Here is a 17,871-nt window from a genome sequence, read left to right as displayed (position 1 = left end):
AATGTCACAATACTTATCTCAAGTATTGCCATTTTGGAGGTGTTTTATATTGTCTCACTATTTTAGGTTAGTCCAGATCCTTCCTTAGATCAATGCCCTTTTGTTATTGTCGTGGTGCAAATAACATCACGGAAACACCTATGATACAAATTCCAGCACCTAGCCAATCGTATAGGTCGGGTGTTTTCTTATCAATACCCCACCCCCAAAGGACAGAAAGAACGATAAAGACCCCGCCATAAGCCGCATAAACTCTACCGAAAGATGGAAAGGTTTGAAAAGTAGCAATCACACCATATAGGGCCAATGCGATTCCCCCACCGATTCCCCAGTAATACGGCTTCCCTTCTCTTAACCAAAGCCATATCAAATAGCCTCCTCCGATTTCAGCGATTCCTGCTATGATAAAAAAGAAAATGGCATGTAAAATGTACATCACGTCCTAGATATGTAATTGAAGTACGTACCTATTATACCAACTATGTATGTTTTTATCTTTGCTAGGCAATGACTTATAAATTTCGTGAAATTTATTCGTTAAGTACTTCACTCAACTTCAATGGTGAGATCGTCCCTTGATGAAAATACAATTGCCATCTTCCTTCAATAAGTTTCCATATGGAACTTCGAAGTGTATTCCGTTTCCTCGTCTCATTGACAATGAAATAGGTTGCTAAAACGACATCTGGTGCCAGGGGATAAATTTCATAGTTATGGAGTGACATTACTGAAAGGTCAATTCTAGATTCAAGACATTCTTTTTTATTAAACATATATCCGGAACTACCAATCTCAAAGAAGTCATCTGCTAGTAGTTTATCTAGCTCCTCACGTTTTTTTCGAACTTCTATATTTAAATGCATTTCCTCTAATTCTTTCAATTTTTGCTTTAACTTATTTTCCATAGTTTACAAAATCCTCCTTTATGCTCTTCCATTCTATGTTTTTATTCTACTTAAACTTTCGTAACCCTTTATCACTTTGCAATTTCCTACAAAGCATCATTGACCCATGTTCCATAGCCTTCTAAAATGAAGGTATTATAGGAGTAGGCTATCATTTGGTAAACTTCTGTTTAGAGCTGGGATGTGTACCATTTATACATAAAAAATATACCTAGAATAGAGGATTATATATGGAAATAGTAATAAGACAAGAACAAACTGAAGATTATTTTCAAACAGAAGAAGTTGTAAGAAAATCTTTTTTAAAAGAAGAATACAGTGATAAGACAGAGCATTTTCTCGTAAACCGGATTCGAAAATCAGATGCTTTTATACCAGAACTTTCATTGGTTGCCGTTAATCAAAAAGATGAGATTGTTGGACATATCATTCTTTCAAAAATTAAGATTGTGGATGGAGACCACTCCGTCGAATCACTGGCACTTGCCCCCGTTTCTGTTGCACCAGAGTATCAAAGAAAAGGGGTTGGAAGCCAATTAATCCGTTCTGCACTTAATAAGGCAAAGGATCTTGGATATCAGTCAGTTATTGTACTTGGACATAAAGATTATTATCCTATGTTTGGCTTCAAACAGGCGAATCGCTGGAATATCAGAGCTCCTTTTGATGTACCGAATGAGGTATTCATGGCTCTCGAACTAACTGAAGGTTCTCTTGATCATGTTCAAGGACTTGTTCAATATTCGAAAGCTTTTAAAGAATAATAACGAGGGGTGTCCAAGGGTCTATAGGTTCGACCTTTGGGCACTCCGTTTCTTATTTTATTTTCAAACAATAAATCGGCTCAGGATGATGACCCTCTTCTACCTCTCCGGTCGGGATAAACCCCGCTTTTTCATAGGTTCGTATTGCACGTTCATTATTATAGATAACAGATAGATAGATTTCCTCACATTGATAGGCACTTACCATATCCTCAATAATTGCATTTAAAACAGGGGTTCCATAGCCTTTTCCTTGATACCTATGCCCTAACATCATACTGATTAATTCATATCGATTTGTTTCCTTTTGATATCCATGAGAGGCAAAACCAATTAGTGTATCGCCATCATAGATTGCTTTTCGAGTGAAACCAAATGTTTGGCATAGTGCAAGAAAATATGTATTGGAACCCACCCATCTTTCGTAGATTTGGATGTACTTTTCTTGGTTTTCATCAGATTTTAAATTGATCACATCATAAAAATTGCCCTCTGTGACATCAACTAATTTAATGTTCATGGGATTTCTCCTTTTTAGTTAAAAATAATTTACCATCCTATTTATTCAACAAATGTAGTGTTCTTCCTTCACAGAATAGGCGACAACGGGAAGTTTTTCTTTCGACAAAATGATATATTACTATAAACAATACATTTAATTGAAACTTTTTATTACATATCATACCTCTAATAGTTGAAAGGAGGTTAAGTAGGAAATGTCATATTCTACGAACATAGTTGAGTTGGCCATTGCTGGTGACAAACAAGCATTTGAACAGCTTATAAAATCTGAAAGTGAAAAGTTATATAAAATTGCCTATTTACATATGCGGAACAAAGAGGATGCACTTGATGTCATACAGGAAGCCACCTATAAGGCCTATATTTCCATCCATCAACTGAAATCACCCGCTTTTTTCAGTACATGGCTTGTGAAGATTTTAATGCGAACTGCTTATAAAGAACTTGCACGTAATAAAAAGGTGATAAAGCTTCCCGAGGAAACATTAGAGTATTTAATCGAATCAAGCCAGACACCTGAAACGAACCTAACAATCGATTTATCAGAGGCACTTTCGTCGCTAAATATGAACTATCGAAATGCTATTTTACTTTTCTATTATTATGACTTGCCAATTCGAACGATTTCTACGATTCTGGATAAACCACAATCAACCATTAAAACCTATTTACGTAGAGCAAAGGCTGAATTAAGAAAAACGTTAGGGGCTGATTATTATGGAAAAAGACTTATATAACGATATTGAAATACCGAAACAAGAACTAAATTTTGCGATTAAAAAAGGGATCGATCGCGGTGAAAGGTTCCGTCGAAAAAGAAAATACATACGACCACTAAAACGCACAACTTTTTTTGCTACTGGGGCTGCAGCTTTACTCCTAGCATCCGGATTTATTTTTACACCTGTTAATCAGGTTCTTGCTCAAGTTCCAATCATTGGGAGTATCTACGATAATTATCAAATGACAATTGGTCAGAATTTGGCAGCTGAGCAACTAATAACCGAAATGAATCAAACCGTTGAAAATAATGGGGTCAAAATGAGTATTACATCGATTTTTTATGATGGCTCCTATGTTGGTTTAACCTTTAAAGCATCTGGTGACAACTTGTCTGAAACATTTGGCGGAGAAACAGGACCAGAGTCTGGGTACTCCTATAAGATGTTTGACGGAAAAGATGAATCTGGATGGGGTTCAACTATGGGGACTATAACGAAACAAGGCGATGAATATGTGGGTGCTATGATATTGAATAACCCCAACGAGAATAGTCCAGACGAGCTAGAAATCCCAATTACGTTCACACATATGGCCGGCGTAAGAGGGGAGTGGTCCTTTAATCTTTCTGTTGAAAAATTACCTTCGCGGAAAATTGTACTTAATGAAACCATACACTCTACTAATAAGGGTTATAGTCTGCTTTTTCATGATATAAAGATTGGAAAAACAAACGCTATGTTAACTTATGAAGAATTATCAACAGCTGGGATAGAAGGTGAAAATCTACATTTTAAGGTTGTTTCTGATCAAGGTGAAAAATTATCACTCCATACCGTTTCAGACTCTATGCTTGTCTTTGAAATTGATAGTAAAAATCCACCAAAGTATATTGAGGTAATTCCTTCGTATAATATTGGCAATGAAGAAATTAATTTAGATGCATTAAAGGTTCATTTGAATTAAGAAATACAAAATCCGGACTACTGAGTGGTACGGATTTTTTACATAAAAAACCTCCAATCCCAATCAAGATTGAAGGTTCTTTTTATCTATAAATCGTAAGTGGTTAACTTAGGACAAGTTCCTTTTGTTTTTTTTCTACTTTCTCTTGTTTTTCGATTAAGCCAAGTGCTTCTCCAGTTGAAGCATTGATTTTCGCCAGTAGGTCTGGGTGTTCCATAAGGGATAACCCATATGAAGGAATCATGTCTTTGATTTTTGGCTCCCATTCTAGCATTTGTTGTGGGAAGCACTTTTTAATGATTTGAAGCATAACATGAACAGCAGTTGATGCACCTGGTGATGCACCTAGTAACGCTGCAATTGAACCGTCAGCTGCGGTAATCACTTCAGTACCAAATTGAAGGGTTCCTTTGCCGCCTGCTTCAGTGTCTTTAATAACTTGAACACGTTGGCCAGCTACGATTAAATCCCAATCTTCGCTTTTTGCGTTTGGGATAAATTCACGGAGTTCTTCCATTCGTTGTTCTTTTGATAACATAACTTGCTGAATCAAGTATTTTGTTAGCGGAATTTCTTTTACCCCTGCAGCTAACATCGTTAACAAATTATCATGTTTGATTGATGTAATTAAATCCATATTTGAGCCTGTTTTTAGGAACTTTGGAGAGAATCCCGCAAAAGGTCCAAATAGTAATGACTTTTTGTTGTTAATATATCTTGTATCAAGATGTGGAACAGACATTGGTGGCGCACCAACCTTCGCCTTTCCGTATACTTTGGCATGATGCTTTTCAATCACTTCCGGATTATTACATACCATGAAAATCCCACTTACAGGGAATCCACCAATATGTCTTCCTTCAGGAATACCAGACTTTTGGAGTAGATGTAGGCTTCCTCCACCGCCTCCAATGAAGACGAATTTTGCTTTATGATGTTCAACAGAACCACTACTTTGATTTTTCACCTTCAAGTCCCATAGACCATCACTTGTACGTTTCACATCTTTTACACTGTGGTTGTAATTAATTTGGACATTTTTATTCTTTAAATGTTCAAACAACATTCGTGTTAAATTACCGAAGTTCACATCTGTACCAGCATCTACTTTTGTAGCAGCTATTGGCTCATTTGACGAGCGATCCTTCATAATGAGCGGAATCCACTCTAAAAGTTTTTCCGGATCTTCACTAAACTCCATTCCTTGGAATAACGGATTTTTTGACAGCGCTTCAAATCGCTTCTTTAAAAATTCGACATCCTTTTCTCCTTGAACCATACTCATATGCGGTAATGGCATGATGAAATCTTGTGGGTTTTGGATTAAGTTGTTCTTTACAAGATATGCCCAAAACTGCTTGGAAACTTGGAACTGTTCGTTGACATTAATTGCTTTCTTTATATCTAATGTTCCGTCTGGTTTTTCAACAGTATAGTTAAGTTCACATAGTGCAGCATGACCTGTACCAGCGTTATTCAATTCGTGAGAGCTTTCCTCTCCTGGTTTATCGAGCTTTTCAAAAACGGTAATGTTCCATTCAGGCACTAGTTCCTTCAAGAGTGTCCCTAATGTCGCACTCATGATACCAGCACCGATTAAAATGACATCTGTTTTGGTTTCTATGTTGCTCATATTTATCAACCTTTTCTTTTAAAATTTGGACAAAAAAGATGAAGGCGGTCACAAAATCGGGCTCACCATTATTAGACATTCTCTTTCTCGTCTCAATTAAGGCCATTTTGGATGGCAATCTTATCAAATGCGCCTTGGCGTATTTGTGCCCAGATTTTTTCGAGCTTGCTAGAAAGATTCCATTGAAAATCTGTGGCATCCGCCGGAGGCTTAACTTTATTCAGACATGTTTTAAACGCTCACACAAATTTAAATTCCTGTGTTTTCGTACCAATTAACTGAAGTAAGAAAACTGAATAAAGTTATAGATTAATATTTCATTACTATATGATAATTATAGGCTATTTAAAAGCCAGTTAAAAGTAAGAAGTTTATTTAGAAGTTCATGGCTCCGATAATACAGCCTTGCATCTTCAGTTGTATGAATGGAATACTAATAAACTCTTATTCTTCATTCCATCCTTTGTTATTATAACATGAAAAAAAGCAGAAACATCAAATTTCATACAAAATAAATCATAATAATTTGACAAGTGACAGCGCTTTTCCGGCCAATACGCTATCGTACAACGCAAGAAAATCTACTTTATCACTCATATTTTTTACTTCATCTTGAGTAATGCTTTTTCATCACAATCAGGATGTTCAGGGCAATTGCCAACAAAGATTACTTAACGACCAAAAAAAACCTGTATTTCACTTTGAAATACAGGTTTAAAGTATATATTGTGATGCTTTGACAATCATCCAGATCAAAATTAAAGCCCATATGAACAGGATAAGTATCCCTGCAACCCAGTTTTTGGGTTTACCGTTTTTCATCATTTCTTCTGCTTTCATTTCGCAATCTGCAATCACTGCACTTGGGATCATTTTCAATGCAAACATGATTCCAATTGGGACAAGGATGACCTCATCAAGGTATCCGAGGATTGGTATAAAATCTGGGATTAAGTCGATCGGGCTGAATGTATAAGCTACCACTCCAGCAGTAAAAAGCTTAGCATACCATGGAACCCTCGCATCCTTATATGCAAAATACAAGACGAATATTTGTTTTTTCAAGCGTTTTGCCCAGCTTTTGATTTTCTCCATAAGTTCACCCAATAATTTTGTTTCCTTATTTTATTCCCATCTTCTTTAGGGGTGTATACTTTAGGATTTCCTACTTGTACCACTTTTAACCATTGCAAAGAGATTAGGACTTTTTCAAAGGCTCTAATAGTTCAATAAGTTCAGGGTTAAATCCTTTAACAGCGCGGTCACCTACAACTGTTACAGGGACACCTAGAAAACCAAAGCGTTCCACTTCCTTTTGGTAGACCACGTTTTCTGCAATATTTCGGAGGTCAAATGGAATACCATTTTCAGTGAGAACCTTTTTAACAAAAGTACATTCGACACAGTCATTTGTTGTATAGACAATTACTTCTTTATTCATTGTAACAATACTCCTTATTCTGCCGGCGGGCCAAATTTTCCTGCGTGATAATCACGGTATGCTTGTTGGACTTCTTCCATTGAATTCATAACAAATGGGCCATAAACGACAATTTCTTCGCGCAGTGGCACCCCTGAGTAAACAAGTAATTTTGAACGACTATTTGCTGATATTTCAAATTCACTTTCGTTTTTACCATTTTCGTTAAAAGTAAGGGTTCCTGCCCCTGTTTTTTTCAGAGGTGTTTTACTTTCACCAAGCTCTACTTCACCGGAAAGTACATATACAAACCCATTGTGATTTTCAGGCAGTATGTGTTTGTAAGTCATACCCTTCGTAAGTGAAATCTCAGTCATAGTAATGGGGACCAAGCTATTCATCGGTCCTTTAACCCCCGCTATGTCTCCAGAGTAGACCTTTAATTCCCCACCTTCTATTTTCACATGAGGTACATCCTCTATATACACATTTTGGTAGGAGGTTTTTGTATTTTTTAGGGAACTCGGTAAGTTCAACCATAACTGTAGTGTATGAGCAATATCTTGGTCAACTGGCTCCTCAGCATGTCTTGCACCACTGCCAGCATTCATATATTGGATATCGCCAGCCTCTAAAATTGAGTTTCCACCGTGGTTATCGATATGCTCCAATCGTCCATCAATTACATAGGTAATCGTTTGAAACCCTCGGTGTGGATGGTCCGGAAATGCGCCGCGCTTATACCAGTCCTCCGCCATAATTAAAAACGGGTCAAACTCCTCAAACCGATTAGGCGGTAGCACAAAGCCTTGCTGTATATGTGGATACCCATTATTGTTGTATTTTATATACCAATGCTTTTTAAGATCTCGTTTAAAAAGGGAACTCATTTCGTTCACTCCTTGCTTGTTCATACTTGTATTCTTTCCTATTTCCATTTCATTTTGACACTTTAGGTGAATTTGTACAAAAATTACGCTTCGCCTTCAGACCTCACCTAGTATATTTTTCCAATAATCAGTATAATCAAAGTAAGACTGGGGGGATTTAATGGGTTTCGTTTTTTTATTTATGTTTTTCCTGCTGTCTATAATCGATAGTGTTATAGGAAAACGATTAGAACCAGGGTATAATTTGGCCGAATCAGACGGGCGAGTAAAATTCCGGATAGGCGGCATCCTTATCGTCATCTTATTTTTGGGAAGTGCCTATACATTATTTGATATTGATAATGTTAACCATACAAAATGGCTTCTCATCTCTTTTATGTTTTCTTTTTGGGGTTTTCAGTCACTCATGGAATGGAAATATGTTGAGGGAAAGAAGTACAAATTGTCTCTTGTTTTAATGGTTGTTTCTGTTATTGCTACTTTTGGAATCTTTTTTACTTATGAAAAAATCACGAAAACTACTTATGGTGAGGAAGTTAGTAAATACATTGGGGAAACGGAGAAAATCGATAAAATTGAAGTAACTGCAATGACATTTGTTCAAAAGAAGGGCTACATGAACAATAAAGCTACCATCACCGATCAATCATTGATACACAGATTCATTACCGAGCCTTCTGATATGAACCTTATGAAAACAAGATTTGGATCTGGATTGGGTTATTTCGTGACAGCCTATATTGGTAAAGACGCTTACAGTTTAGTTATTACTGAAAGTGAGTTGCAAATCGAAGACAAAAGCTATGTAATTAAGGGTGAAAACAAGTTATTAAGCCTAATAGAGAACGGTCAATTGGAGTGGGTAGAGGAATAATGGGAAATAAATAACCCCCTAAGGGATACCTTAAGAGGTTTTTAATAAAGATTCAATTTCTTCTTCAGTTACAAACTTCCATTTAATATCTTTCCATATATCCTTATCCATTGCTTCTATAAGTAAGTCGATTTCATTATACGTAAACTTTATTGTTTGTTCCTTCATGTAATCCACCAAACCTTTCTTAATATAATTCGCTTGAGCTTATCTTGGTTTGAGGGTCAAGTTAAAAAAATTTTCAGGAGGAGAAAAATAGTGAATAACACTCAGTCTATTAAGTTTCGAAACTTCGCCAACACCGAGTGTAAGGGTTCAAGTAACTTGTATGAATTTCTTTCATTACAAATTGCCGACGATGATGAACTCCTAGAGTTGGCTACTCATGCACGTAGTGGTCAGCCTTCATCTAATTTGTTGTTTGGTGCTGTTCATTACCTTTTATTAAAAGGAAATGATCACAGTCTACGATATTTTTATCCAAGTATGACGAAGCATCCCCGAAAAGTAGATGAATCCTTTTTACCTTTTAAAGAGTTTTGCAATCAATATTCTAATGAAATCATCCCGCTTTTACAGGAAAAATTGGTTCAGACAAATGAAGTAAGACGATGTTCCTATCTTTTTCCGGCCTTTCAATATATTTATAATATCACGAAAAAGCCGCTAGCATTGATTGAAATTGGGACCAGTGCCGGCCTGCAGCTGCTATGGGATCAGTATAGTTACTCGTATGGGACGGGTGTAGCTTACGGAAACAGAGAATCAACTTTACATATAACAGCTGAGATAAAAGGAGATAATGCTCCTAATCTACAAGACTATATTCCTCCAGTAGCTTCTCGTATTGGCATTGACCTCCATCCAATTGATTTAAAAGATAATGACAATGTCCTTTGGTTAAAAGCCCTCATTTGGCCGGAACATCATGAAAGACGGGAGTTATTTGAAAAAGCTGCAAAAATAGTTAAGGCGAACGAAATACGATTGATTAAAGGGAATGGTGTTGAAATGCTTGAGGACCTTTCTAAAGAAATGTCAAGCGAATATGCGATTTGTGTGTTCCACACCCATGTAGCAAACCAAATGCCTTCGGAAGTGAGGAATAGATTGCTAGATAAGGTTCAGCAGATCGGAACCGAACGTGAGATTTTTCATCTATATAACAATATACAAGACCGCGACCTTCATCTAGATTATTCTCTTGACGGAAAAGTGTATAAACATGTTGTTGGTCAAACAGAAGGGCATGGAAAATGGTTTACGTGGGGGCTGTAAAAGGCATTTGGATAACTCCTATGCCTTTTAAACGAAAGGTGTCTATATAAAAATCTTCACGATAATCGGAAGCAAAAGTGTAACTACTAAAGATTGTATGAACGTTAACATAATATCCTTCTTCCATGGATTACTCTTTGGGTAACGGTTGTTAATACGTTGAAAAACTAGAAAGATCACCCACCAGAATAATGCTACATAGATGAAATCAAGAACATTATCATAATACAATCGAAACTCCTCCCTCCGTACCTATTAGATATCTGTTACTTCTATTATCGCATTATTTCAAAAAAATTGAAATAAATAAAAATATTACCAAACCTTGATGGTAAAATAATTTTAGAGATTTATAGAATTGGGGGTTTTTGTTTGAAGGAGAAAATATTCTGGATCAGTATAGTGGTCATTATCCTTAGCTATATCGGCAATTATTTGTATTTCCAATCTAAACAGCTGGATGCCCCACTATTTTTGGAGCATTATTATGAACTCACTTTGAATCATGAAGATGAGACAATGCTCACTTTTTATTACGTAACCAATAAGTCGGACTCTTCATCAATTGATCATGTACAAATTGATGGAATTGAGGCATATGCGAGCTCGAATATGGATTTTATGTGGGGGTCGCAGGAACCTCAGTTTGAACAAGAGTATACACATCATTATTTAAAAGCACTTAATGTTGCGTTTCCCATGGATTTCGAAGGTGAAGGTCCTTTATCGTTTTCAGAAATGGAGGTCCAATTCTCCAATGGAAAAACCCTTTTGGCTGATATTGGAGAAGTCATTCTTCATAAAGATACGGAATACGCCAATGTGTTAGAAACACACATTAGTTCAAGTAGTAATCAGCATCGAGAGGAGAAATCGATGGTTGCTCTAGAACCAGTCAACATTGAGGAAATTGAGATTCCTTTTAAAGAGGAATTGTCAGATGACATTTTTATTAAAGTTGACCTTGAACAGGATAAATTGAGTGAACTCGAAAAACTCAAGACTGGTGCGAATCCTCCAAAATGGTTCGATGAAGACCGCGAAAAGGAATGGGATGACTTACCAGGTGTCACCCCCAATGATGATTTACTTCCATTTGCTTTGGAACAAAAAGAATGGGTCCGCTTCTTCATACAATTCAATCCGGCTAGGTATAGTTTCTTTCAATTCAGCATCAAACTCAACGGAAAAACAGAATCGGGTGATGAGTTTGTGAGGGAGTTACCAATCATAGATCACCCTGAGTTAAATCAAAAGGCGATCAACGAAATCATCGAGGAAAAGAGGCTGGTGAGAGCGAATGAAAATTAATTTTAAGCAAATGTTCTGGGGCTTCGTTTTTATTCTATTGGAGATCCATTTGATTTACGTTGATATTTTGCCAGAGCCAATCGGGTATTATCTCATTTTCGCAAGCCTAGTCGGGGTTCCTTCAGAAAGCAGATCCGGCAATCTATTGAAAAAGCTTTTGATCGTGCTTATACTCATTAGTATTCCAACTGTGTTTATCCAACAAAATGTGAATGGGAATGAAGTAGGATCATTTGTCGGCATACCTATCTGGGATACCTATACCTTTTTACTAGAAATTTTCAAGTTGGTCATTGTATTCCTTGTTTTTCAGTTAATCATGACAGTGGTCTCTGCTCTAGGGGATGAAGTTTTAATAAGTAGAAGCTCACAAACGTTTAAAATTTATATGACTGTTATGCTACTTATCACACTCATCCATACATTTGCGATGAACTTTTCACGAGACATTATAATGGGTTACCTATTCTTTACGATCCCTTTAGGTCTCTTCATGGAAATCATGTTTCTTGTGCTTTTGAGAAAATTGCATAAGCATAAGGAACTTCAAGGATTGGATTTCAACAAAGATGGATAAAACGCTTGGTTCTGTACCAAGCGTTTCACTTAAACGTCTGTAAAACAGTTCCTTTTCCGTTTACTACTTCAATTTCGGCATATGCTCCATTAATAAATGTAATTTGTGGTGGAACATGGCCACAATCGATATCATATATAATCGGAATCTTTAGTTCCTCTGTGAGTTCTTGATAGATATCCTCTACAGTATAATCTTCAACTGGATTATTTGCTGGACTTCTGCCAAACATAATGCCTTCACAATTTTCAAACCACCCCGCTAGCTTCATTTGCACGAGGGATCGACGCAAATCGGTTGTTATAAGCTCGCAATTTTCGAAATACCAGACCACTGAATCACCATCAAGAAAGTCTTTATTAAATTTCCTAACATCTCCATATGGGGTACCTATTAAATGTCTAACGATATCAATACAGCCACCAAGTATTCTTCCCTTTATAGTTACTACACCTTTTCCTGTTGTTTTCCAATAGGTCGGTTCGGTTAGATGAAAAATGTGAGGTGTTGGATTATCATGCTGCCATTCCTTTTGGTATTTTTCTGATGAATATTGGATGACTGATTCTCCCTTCTTTGTGGATAAGACGGTTTGCCACATTGCAGTCGTCGGGTCCGAATCCTTTCCTCTTAAATCTATTAAGTTTGTTCCATGTGCAGTTGCCAAACCTGTTTTCAATGTTATAGCCAATAGTAACCCACTTATATCTGAGTAACCTAGGATCCATTTGTTTCTGAAATTGTCAAAGTCGAGATGTTCAAGAATTTCAATAAGTAATTCACCACCCCAGGGTGGAATAATCAGATCGATTTCTTCACTGCCCATCATTTCGTTAAACTCGTCTGCACGCTCTATTCCTGGTGCAGACCTTGCTTTTTCCTGTGTCCAAACAGTTTCACCACAAATGATAGTAAACCCCTTCTGCTCCAAACGAGTAATGGCAGATCTAATAAGATCATGAAGCTCTGTTTCTACCCCTGATGACGGTGCCGTTACCCCTATAGTTGCTCCACTCATTAATAGAGGATAATTTATCACCCGAAGTCCCCCATTCAATTCGATATCGTTTTACATTTTTCCTATTACTTTCTTTCTATTAATCCAAAACCAACTCCGGTTGGATCGACTAAATACGCCAAGAAGAAATCATCAAACTCCATTTTTTCACGGACAATCATTGCACCGTTGTCTACAGCTTTCACAATTGTATCCTTTATCGAATCAACTTCAATTTGGATTCTCGTTCCATGTGGATAATCATGCGGGCCTTTGCTAATCCCACCTTGAATGTCTACTAGACCTGATCTTTTAACAGGCCAAAACCCCCAATTTGGTTCTTCAAATTCCCAACCGAAAACCGTTGAATAGAATTTCACTGCTTTTTCAGGGTCCTGGCTGCTGATTTCAAAACCTACTATTCGTGCCATCGTAACCACTCCTTTATTTCATTATCCAAATAGCCTTTGTATAACCTATGTGCATACCTGCTCGTTCCATGTTGTTTTGACTGACTGAGCCAAATTTTGCCTGACTTACAATTAACCTGCATCCTTTTTCCAGTGCTTTTTGCATCCGCTTCTTAATTAATGCTGTTTGTATACCATGATTACGAAATTCCGGCAAGGTCGTTGCGGCTGCAAGAGTTCCAATGCTATTGTGTGTATATAAAACTCCTATACCCACTGGTTCATCCTCAATATTTGCAAGATAGAATGTCCAATTTTCATTGTCGTAAAGTATTTTGTTATTCTGTGCGACCCCATCTTTTAAAAATGCCGGCATACCAAAGCCCTTCGTGTAAATTTCGGCGAACAAATCAAATTCATGATGTTCTAACTCGCGAACATTGATTTTAGAATGAGTGTCCGTATCTTCATGTGAAGGATGTTCTGAGTAAAGAGTTGCGTGAAAATCGTATTGATATAAGCCCTTGTTGCTAAGGAACATAAGGAAATCCGAAGAAACATGTCCCGGCGTTAGTTCTAATCGAACAGGAATATTCTTCTGATTGTAAAAATGAATGATTTCATCTACGTATTTCTCATCACCATCAGATAAACCCTTTACCGTGTTGAACGATGGCCCTGGAATGTTCTTAACAGAAAAGGCCTTTGCACTTCCAAAGTGTTTCACTTCTACGCCCATCGGATTTCCTTCGATTACTTGTATAGCTGTTAGTCTAGAGTGCAATACCTCTATTTCAGCGGTTTCTATGGTTTGGGCAAATTGCTTGGTTACGACCACTTCTCCACTTCCTTTTTTGATGAACTTATAAAGCTACTAATGTGATGGATGCCAGCCCTGTGATTATTTCCATTCATTCCGACACCTTTCTGCAGACATAAATCATTTGTTGGCTATCTTTCGTTATTGGCGATTCATCCCAATCTTTGTAAACACCTAGAATCTCAAATCTATTTTGTTTGAGTAAACGATCCATCTCTTGCGGATAAACATAACGCAATTTGATATTCGTTTTCTGTTCTCCAACTGTTTTACCACTGTCATCTTTTTGTCGTCTAATCGTTATATAGTGTTGCACTTGCTGAAGCGTGTCATAATTACTAATCGTGTAGACATCTACCGTTTTCCCTGTTTCATCCTTATAGCTTCGCCAATATTCCTCAGTAGGTGGTTGAAGCAATTCATCCAGACTTGGAAACCTCGTGCCGAAGATGAATATCCCCTCTTCTTCGAGGTGATTGTGAACGGAAGTTAGAAGCTGATCCTGCTCTTCATTCGTAAGGAAATGCTGAAAAGAGTTTCCTACGATAAAAATGAGTGGACTTTTCACACCTAATTGGAGATTCGTGCAGTCTTGCTCAATCCACTCAATGTTTAGGTTTGCATGTTCTGTTTTCTTGTTTGCTTGAGAAAGCATGCCATTATGTATGTCTACCCCAATAAGAGAATGTCCCGCTTCTGCTAAGGGAATTGTTGCTCGACCTGTTCCACAAGCCAAATCAATGATTGGCCCGTTAACTTTTGCAGCCCATTTTTTTAAGAATTCCACATCATCTTGGAAAGGGTCATTTTCTCGGTCATAAAGGGCCGGATCTTTGTATTCCTCAAAATTATCCAATTGATTCATTTGTTCTCCTTTACTAAACTTATTAAATTTACTTATTATATTTTTCCACTTAAAGGTATTAATTTCCTTCAAAAATTGTAAGCATGTCCGTCATATGTGGTAATATTAATAAGTAAATTTTATTTTTAATAGTGAAAGGCTTGGTTTTTGTGGGTAAAACAAAGAAAAAACGGGTATTAACAGAAATTAAACAACTTATTATGATTACCATCGGGGCTCTCATCGCGGGCTTTGGGTTGGAACTCTTTTTAGTTCCAAATGATATTTTGGATGGTGGGGTTATCGGTCTGTCCATCATTGCGTCCAAGATATTTGGAGTTCCAATGAGTATCTTCCTTATTGTTTTAAATATTCCTTTCCTTTTTCTTGGGTATCGAAAAATGGGAATTAAATTTACTTTACATACGTTATATGGCGTTGTTGTATTATCCGCCTTTACTGCTTATTTGCATCATTTTGAACCTGTAACAAATGATCTATTTTTAGCAACGATTATTGGGGCGGTTATTTTAGGAACAGGTGTCGGATTGGTCATTCGGACTGGTGGGGCTTTAGATGGTACAGAAATTTTGGCCATCATCGTAAGTAGGAAACGACCCGTATCTGTTGGACAATTTGTGATGATTACGAACGTGTTTATTTTTATTCTTGCTGCTTTGCTCGTATTCAGTTGGGAAACAGCCATGTACTCAATAATTACATATTACATTGCTTTTAAAATGATTGACATTGTGGTTGAAGGCTTGGAAGAATTAAAATCAGTAACCATTATTTCTGATATGCCTGATGAGCTTGCTAATGAATTGAATAAAGTTTTGGGTCGTGGAATTACCTTTATTCATGGTGAAGGGGCCTACACAAATGAACCAAGGAAAATCATTTATACAATTGTTAGTCGGATCGAGCTCTCCACATTAAAGGAAATTTCTCATGAACTGGATCCAAGTGCATTGATTGCGATTGAAAATATCGCTGATGTGACGGGTAGTAATTTTGGAAACGGCAGCGGACATTAAGTAGTAAATGCAGAGGCTAGATGGCCTCTGTATTTTTTGTTATACAAGCATTTCGTTTTTACTTGCTGATTTGTTAACATTTAGATGAAACTATAGAAATAGGTGATAATGATGATTAATAAAATTGGTAAAGTAACTGTTTATGTGGAAGATCAAGAACAAGCAAAGGATTTCTGGGTGAACAAACTTGGCTTTGTTTTAAAGTTTGAACAACCAATGGGACCCGAATTCTCTTGGATAGAAGTTGGTCCAAGTGAGAACGAGTTTACGACGTTGGTACTCTATGCGAAGACAGCTATGGAGCAGCATGACCCATCAAAGGTTTCTCATCCATCGATTCTTTTCAGCACAACTGATATCGACACTGCTTATGAAAATATGAACTCAAATGGAGTTAAAGTTGGGGAACTACAAAAAATGCCGTATGGCTCTATGTTCACCTTCTACGATCAAGATGGAAATGAGTATTTATTACGAGAAGATAAGTAAGAGAGTTTTGCCCTGGAAAGCATGGTCCGCCATGCTTTTTTCATTTGAACAAAATCGATCATAGGAAAATAGACATTCTATTTAGGTACAATTATTCATATATATGTCCAAAAGCAATAAAGGACGGATATCATGAAAAATTTAGGGTATGGGCAAATGTTGATTCCACGAGTCGCCCTTCTGTTTATCTTAACCGTACTCATTTGTTTTGCAGCCGCATCAAGCATATCCTCTATTAAAAAAGATTGGATGAGTTTTCGCGAAATCGATATTAACATTCGAACCTTTCCAACTAAGTTTTTTGTAAAATTACTTGAATCTGAAAATGCCTATTTCGGACAATCTTTAACCGTGGAACAAGAATCTTTCACAAAAACCTTAGTAGAATCAACCTTTCAATTTAATTATGGTGATTTGCGAAGCTTTTTCGGCCATGAACTACCCGGATTATCTTTGCATCATACCGAAATCCTGATATCTGGGGAGGGTACAGATTTTACCAATCTTCCATACGAATCGGCCCCACCTTTGGATGTCTTACTACAAGAAAGAGAAATGGCTCAAAAGGAACTGGATGAGTTTAATAAGGAAGATCCGAAAACTCCACCAGTCAATCTAGCCACGGATAAAAAGGTGCTAATCTACCACTCTCACAGTTATGAATCCTACTTACCTCTTCTTGGACTCACAAGTGACCCGGACATGAATAAAGCGGTCGATTCTAAAACAAACATTACAGTTGTTGGCGAACTTCTAGGAAAAGAGTTAGAAAAATACGGAATTGGGGCAGTTGTCGATAAGACGAATATTGGGCAATTATTGAAGGAAAAAGGGTGGGACACGACTGAATCTTATGCAGTCTCGCGTGAGATTGTTCAATCGGCAATGGCTAGTGACTCCGATATCGACTTTCTAATCGATATTCATCGTGACAGTGTTCGAAAAGATGTAACAACTGTTACCATTAACAATAAACCATATGCGAGAGTATTTTTTGTGGTAGGAAAAGCGAGTCGAAATTTTGAACGAAGCTATGCCTTAGCCGAGGCTCTAGATAAATCTATCGAATCGCAGTTCCCAGGAATCAGCAGGGGTGTGATCGGAAAGGGACTGGACCAAGGAAATGGAGTGTACAATCAGGACTTAGCGGAAAACTCCATTCTCATCGAGGTCGGTGGCGTCGATAATGACATGAAAGAAATAAAAAACACAGTTGATGCGCTGGCAAAAGTAATCAGTGAACATATCATCGATGCTGAGAAAGTGAATGCAACAAATGAATAAAGAGTTACTTTTTTGGCTTATTTGGTTGTTTGTCTCCACTTTGTTTTGCTTTTTTTACTTACCCTTTGGCTATACCCTTGCAGCATTTCTCACTGGTATTGTGATGTGTTGCAAAGCGTTGATTAAACTA

General features: G+C 37.2%; 23 protein-coding genes. 10 read left to right on the top strand and 13 right to left on the bottom strand.

Annotated features, from left to right (window positions below; all coding sequences use genetic code 11):
- Nucleotides 1-103: 103 nt before the first annotated feature.
- Nucleotides 104-436 carry a YnfA family protein gene (locus ACR65M_RS17325; protein ID WP_341330302.1) on the bottom strand — a complete coding sequence of 111 codons (333 nt, stop codon included), beginning with the start codon at nucleotides 434-436 and terminating at the stop codon, nucleotides 104-106.
- Between the two features lie 94 nt (nucleotides 437-530).
- A complete protein-coding gene (locus ACR65M_RS17320; protein WP_341330301.1) occupies nucleotides 531-905 on the bottom strand; it encodes a nuclear transport factor 2 family protein in 375 nt (124 codons plus the stop codon).
- 230 nt (nucleotides 906-1,135) lie between these two features.
- Between ACR65M_RS17320 and ACR65M_RS17315 the strand changes: the two genes are divergently transcribed.
- On the top strand, nucleotides 1,136-1,669 hold the full coding sequence (locus ACR65M_RS17315) for a GNAT family N-acetyltransferase (protein ID WP_341330300.1): 534 nt from the start codon (nucleotides 1,136-1,138) through the stop codon (nucleotides 1,667-1,669).
- Nucleotides 1,670-1,721: 52 nt separating this feature from the next.
- On the opposite strand, the gene ACR65M_RS17310 is transcribed toward ACR65M_RS17315, so the two are convergent.
- On the bottom strand, nucleotides 1,722-2,189 hold the full coding sequence (locus ACR65M_RS17310) for a GNAT family N-acetyltransferase (protein ID WP_440273909.1): 468 nt from the start codon (nucleotides 2,187-2,189) through the stop codon (nucleotides 1,722-1,724).
- A gap of 196 nt (nucleotides 2,190-2,385) precedes the next feature.
- Between ACR65M_RS17310 and ACR65M_RS17305 the strand changes: the two genes are divergently transcribed.
- Both ACR65M_RS17305 and ACR65M_RS17300 read left to right on the top strand, forming a co-directional pair.
- Nucleotides 2,386-2,928, top strand: coding sequence for a sigma-70 family RNA polymerase sigma factor (locus ACR65M_RS17305; RefSeq protein ID WP_341330298.1), 543 nt, complete (start codon nucleotides 2,386-2,388; stop codon nucleotides 2,926-2,928).
- Nucleotides 2,909-3,877: a DUF4179 domain-containing protein gene (locus ACR65M_RS17300; RefSeq protein ID WP_440273908.1), complete on the top strand. Its 969-nt coding sequence runs from the start codon at nucleotides 2,909-2,911 to the stop codon at nucleotides 3,875-3,877. Before ACR65M_RS17305 ends, ACR65M_RS17300 begins: the two co-directional genes overlap by 20 nt.
- Before the next feature lie 103 nt (nucleotides 3,878-3,980).
- Here the strand turns inward: ACR65M_RS17300 and ACR65M_RS17295 are convergent, their stop codons facing one another.
- The 4 genes from ACR65M_RS17295 to ACR65M_RS17280 form a co-directional block, all read right to left on the bottom strand.
- Nucleotides 3,981-5,510 carry a malate:quinone oxidoreductase gene (locus tag ACR65M_RS17295; protein ID WP_341330296.1) on the bottom strand — a complete coding sequence of 510 codons (1,530 nt, stop codon included), beginning with the start codon at nucleotides 5,508-5,510 and terminating at the stop codon, nucleotides 3,981-3,983.
- Nucleotides 5,511-6,224: 714 nt separating this feature from the next.
- Complete coding sequence (locus ACR65M_RS17290) at nucleotides 6,225-6,605, bottom strand: DUF1232 domain-containing protein (RefSeq protein ID WP_121446499.1); 381 nt, start codon at nucleotides 6,603-6,605, stop codon at nucleotides 6,225-6,227.
- 103 nt (nucleotides 6,606-6,708) lie between these two features.
- Complete coding sequence (locus tag ACR65M_RS17285) at nucleotides 6,709-6,951, bottom strand: glutaredoxin family protein (protein WP_440273907.1); 243 nt, start codon at nucleotides 6,949-6,951, stop codon at nucleotides 6,709-6,711.
- Between the two features lie 14 nt (nucleotides 6,952-6,965).
- The gene (locus ACR65M_RS17280; RefSeq protein WP_440273906.1) at nucleotides 6,966-7,820 is read right to left on the bottom strand and encodes a pirin family protein; all 855 of its coding nucleotides are present in this window, start codon (nucleotides 7,818-7,820) and stop codon (nucleotides 6,966-6,968) included.
- A 160-nt stretch (nucleotides 7,821-7,980) separates the two neighbouring features.
- On the opposite strand from ACR65M_RS17280, the gene ACR65M_RS17275 reads away from it, so the two are divergent.
- Nucleotides 7,981-8,694: a DUF4181 domain-containing protein gene (locus tag ACR65M_RS17275; protein ID WP_440273905.1), complete on the top strand. Its 714-nt coding sequence runs from the start codon at nucleotides 7,981-7,983 to the stop codon at nucleotides 8,692-8,694.
- A gap of 30 nt (nucleotides 8,695-8,724) precedes the next feature.
- Here the strand turns inward: ACR65M_RS17275 and ACR65M_RS17270 are convergent, their stop codons facing one another.
- Complete coding sequence (locus ACR65M_RS17270) at nucleotides 8,725-8,862, bottom strand: hypothetical protein (RefSeq protein ID WP_165918152.1); 138 nt, start codon at nucleotides 8,860-8,862, stop codon at nucleotides 8,725-8,727.
- 90 nt (nucleotides 8,863-8,952) lie between these two features.
- On the opposite strand from ACR65M_RS17270, the gene ACR65M_RS17265 reads away from it, so the two are divergent.
- Nucleotides 8,953-9,972: a DUF2332 domain-containing protein gene (locus ACR65M_RS17265; RefSeq protein ID WP_440273904.1), complete on the top strand. Its 1,020-nt coding sequence runs from the start codon at nucleotides 8,953-8,955 to the stop codon at nucleotides 9,970-9,972.
- A 42-nt stretch (nucleotides 9,973-10,014) separates the two neighbouring features.
- Here ACR65M_RS17265 and ACR65M_RS17260 read toward each other — a convergent pair whose 3' ends face one another.
- The gene (locus tag ACR65M_RS17260) at nucleotides 10,015-10,203 is read right to left on the bottom strand and encodes a hypothetical protein (RefSeq protein ID WP_341330292.1); all 189 of its coding nucleotides are present in this window, start codon (nucleotides 10,201-10,203) and stop codon (nucleotides 10,015-10,017) included.
- 141 nt (nucleotides 10,204-10,344) lie between these two features.
- Between ACR65M_RS17260 and ACR65M_RS17255 the strand changes: the two genes are divergently transcribed.
- Both ACR65M_RS17255 and ACR65M_RS17250 read left to right on the top strand, forming a co-directional pair.
- Nucleotides 10,345-11,283 carry a hypothetical protein gene (locus ACR65M_RS17255; protein WP_440273903.1) on the top strand — a complete coding sequence of 313 codons (939 nt, stop codon included), beginning with the start codon at nucleotides 10,345-10,347 and terminating at the stop codon, nucleotides 11,281-11,283.
- The gene (locus ACR65M_RS17250) at nucleotides 11,273-11,860 is read left to right on the top strand and encodes a hypothetical protein (RefSeq protein WP_440273902.1); all 588 of its coding nucleotides are present in this window, start codon (nucleotides 11,273-11,275) and stop codon (nucleotides 11,858-11,860) included. The genes ACR65M_RS17255 and ACR65M_RS17250 overlap by 11 nt, the downstream gene beginning before the upstream one ends.
- 25 nt (nucleotides 11,861-11,885) lie before the next feature.
- Here ACR65M_RS17250 and ACR65M_RS17245 read toward each other — a convergent pair whose 3' ends face one another.
- The 4 genes from ACR65M_RS17245 to ACR65M_RS17230 form a co-directional block, all read right to left on the bottom strand.
- Complete coding sequence (locus ACR65M_RS17245; RefSeq protein WP_440273901.1) at nucleotides 11,886-12,899, bottom strand: S66 family peptidase; 1,014 nt, start codon at nucleotides 12,897-12,899, stop codon at nucleotides 11,886-11,888.
- A gap of 44 nt (nucleotides 12,900-12,943) precedes the next feature.
- A complete protein-coding gene (locus ACR65M_RS17240) occupies nucleotides 12,944-13,288 on the bottom strand; it encodes a VOC family protein (protein ID WP_440273900.1) in 345 nt (114 codons plus the stop codon).
- Nucleotides 13,289-13,301: 13 nt separating this feature from the next.
- Nucleotides 13,302-14,105 carry a GNAT family N-acetyltransferase gene (locus ACR65M_RS17235; RefSeq protein ID WP_440273899.1) on the bottom strand — a complete coding sequence of 268 codons (804 nt, stop codon included), beginning with the start codon at nucleotides 14,103-14,105 and terminating at the stop codon, nucleotides 13,302-13,304.
- A 73-nt stretch (nucleotides 14,106-14,178) separates the two neighbouring features.
- A complete protein-coding gene (locus tag ACR65M_RS17230; protein ID WP_440273898.1) occupies nucleotides 14,179-14,952 on the bottom strand; it encodes a class I SAM-dependent methyltransferase in 774 nt (257 codons plus the stop codon).
- Nucleotides 14,953-15,101: 149 nt separating this feature from the next.
- Here ACR65M_RS17230 and ACR65M_RS17225 point away from each other — a divergent pair, with 149 nt between their 5' ends.
- The 3 genes from ACR65M_RS17225 (at nucleotide 15,102) to spoIIP (ending at nucleotide 17,741) form a co-directional block, all read left to right on the top strand.
- Nucleotides 15,102-15,968: a YitT family protein gene (locus tag ACR65M_RS17225; protein WP_440273897.1), complete on the top strand. Its 867-nt coding sequence runs from the start codon at nucleotides 15,102-15,104 to the stop codon at nucleotides 15,966-15,968.
- 111 nt (nucleotides 15,969-16,079) lie between these two features.
- A complete protein-coding gene (locus ACR65M_RS17220; protein ID WP_440273896.1) occupies nucleotides 16,080-16,457 on the top strand; it encodes a VOC family protein in 378 nt (125 codons plus the stop codon).
- 132 nt (nucleotides 16,458-16,589) lie between these two features.
- On the top strand, nucleotides 16,590-17,741 hold the full coding sequence (gene spoIIP / locus ACR65M_RS17215; RefSeq protein ID WP_440273895.1) for a stage II sporulation protein P: 1,152 nt from the start codon (nucleotides 16,590-16,592) through the stop codon (nucleotides 17,739-17,741).
- Nucleotides 17,742-17,871: the final 130 nt, after the last annotated feature.

The organism is Ferdinandcohnia sp. SAFN-114, assembly GCF_059415045.1.
Note: the sequence above shows the minus strand (reverse complement) of the source record. Positions and strands in the feature narration are given on the sequence as shown.

Bases quoted from the DNA above. Each gene is read 5' to 3' on its own strand.
- ACR65M_RS17220 (WP_440273896.1), top strand. From the start codon at position 16,080: ATGATTAATAAAATTGGTAAAGTAACTGTTTATGTGGAAGATCAAGAA.
- ACR65M_RS17270 (WP_165918152.1), bottom strand. From the start codon at position 8,862: ATGAAGGAACAAACAATAAAGTTTACGTATAATGAAATCGACTTACTT.
- ACR65M_RS17290 (WP_121446499.1), bottom strand. From the start codon at position 6,605: ATGGAGAAAATCAAAAGCTGGGCAAAACGCTTGAAAAAACAAATATTC.
- ACR65M_RS17325 (WP_341330302.1), bottom strand. From the start codon at position 436: ATGTACATTTTACATGCCATTTTCTTTTTTATCATAGCAGGAATCGCT.
- ACR65M_RS17315 (WP_341330300.1), top strand. From the start codon at position 1,136: ATGGAAATAGTAATAAGACAAGAACAAACTGAAGATTATTTTCAAACA.
- ACR65M_RS17250 (WP_440273902.1), top strand. From the start codon at position 11,273: ATGAAAATTAATTTTAAGCAAATGTTCTGGGGCTTCGTTTTTATTCTA.
- ACR65M_RS17310 (WP_440273909.1), bottom strand. From the start codon at position 2,189: ATGAACATTAAATTAGTTGATGTCACAGAGGGCAATTTTTATGATGTG.
- ACR65M_RS17280 (WP_440273906.1), bottom strand. From the start codon at position 7,820: ATGAGTTCCCTTTTTAAACGAGATCTTAAAAAGCATTGGTATATAAAA.
- spoIIP (WP_440273895.1), top strand. From the start codon at position 16,590: ATGAAAAATTTAGGGTATGGGCAAATGTTGATTCCACGAGTCGCCCTT.
- ACR65M_RS17305 (WP_341330298.1), top strand. From the start codon at position 2,386: ATGTCATATTCTACGAACATAGTTGAGTTGGCCATTGCTGGTGACAAA.
- ACR65M_RS17320 (WP_341330301.1), bottom strand. From the start codon at position 905: ATGGAAAATAAGTTAAAGCAAAAATTGAAAGAATTAGAGGAAATGCAT.
- ACR65M_RS17275 (WP_440273905.1), top strand. From the start codon at position 7,981: ATGGGTTTCGTTTTTTTATTTATGTTTTTCCTGCTGTCTATAATCGAT.
- ACR65M_RS17300 (WP_440273908.1), top strand. From the start codon at position 2,909: ATGGAAAAAGACTTATATAACGATATTGAAATACCGAAACAAGAACTA.
- ACR65M_RS17285 (WP_440273907.1), bottom strand. From the start codon at position 6,951: ATGAATAAAGAAGTAATTGTCTATACAACAAATGACTGTGTCGAATGT.
- ACR65M_RS17230 (WP_440273898.1), bottom strand. From the start codon at position 14,952: ATGAATCAATTGGATAATTTTGAGGAATACAAAGATCCGGCCCTTTAT.
- ACR65M_RS17240 (WP_440273900.1), bottom strand. From the start codon at position 13,288: ATGGCACGAATAGTAGGTTTTGAAATCAGCAGCCAGGACCCTGAAAAA.
- ACR65M_RS17295 (WP_341330296.1), bottom strand. From the start codon at position 5,510: ATGAGCAACATAGAAACCAAAACAGATGTCATTTTAATCGGTGCTGGT.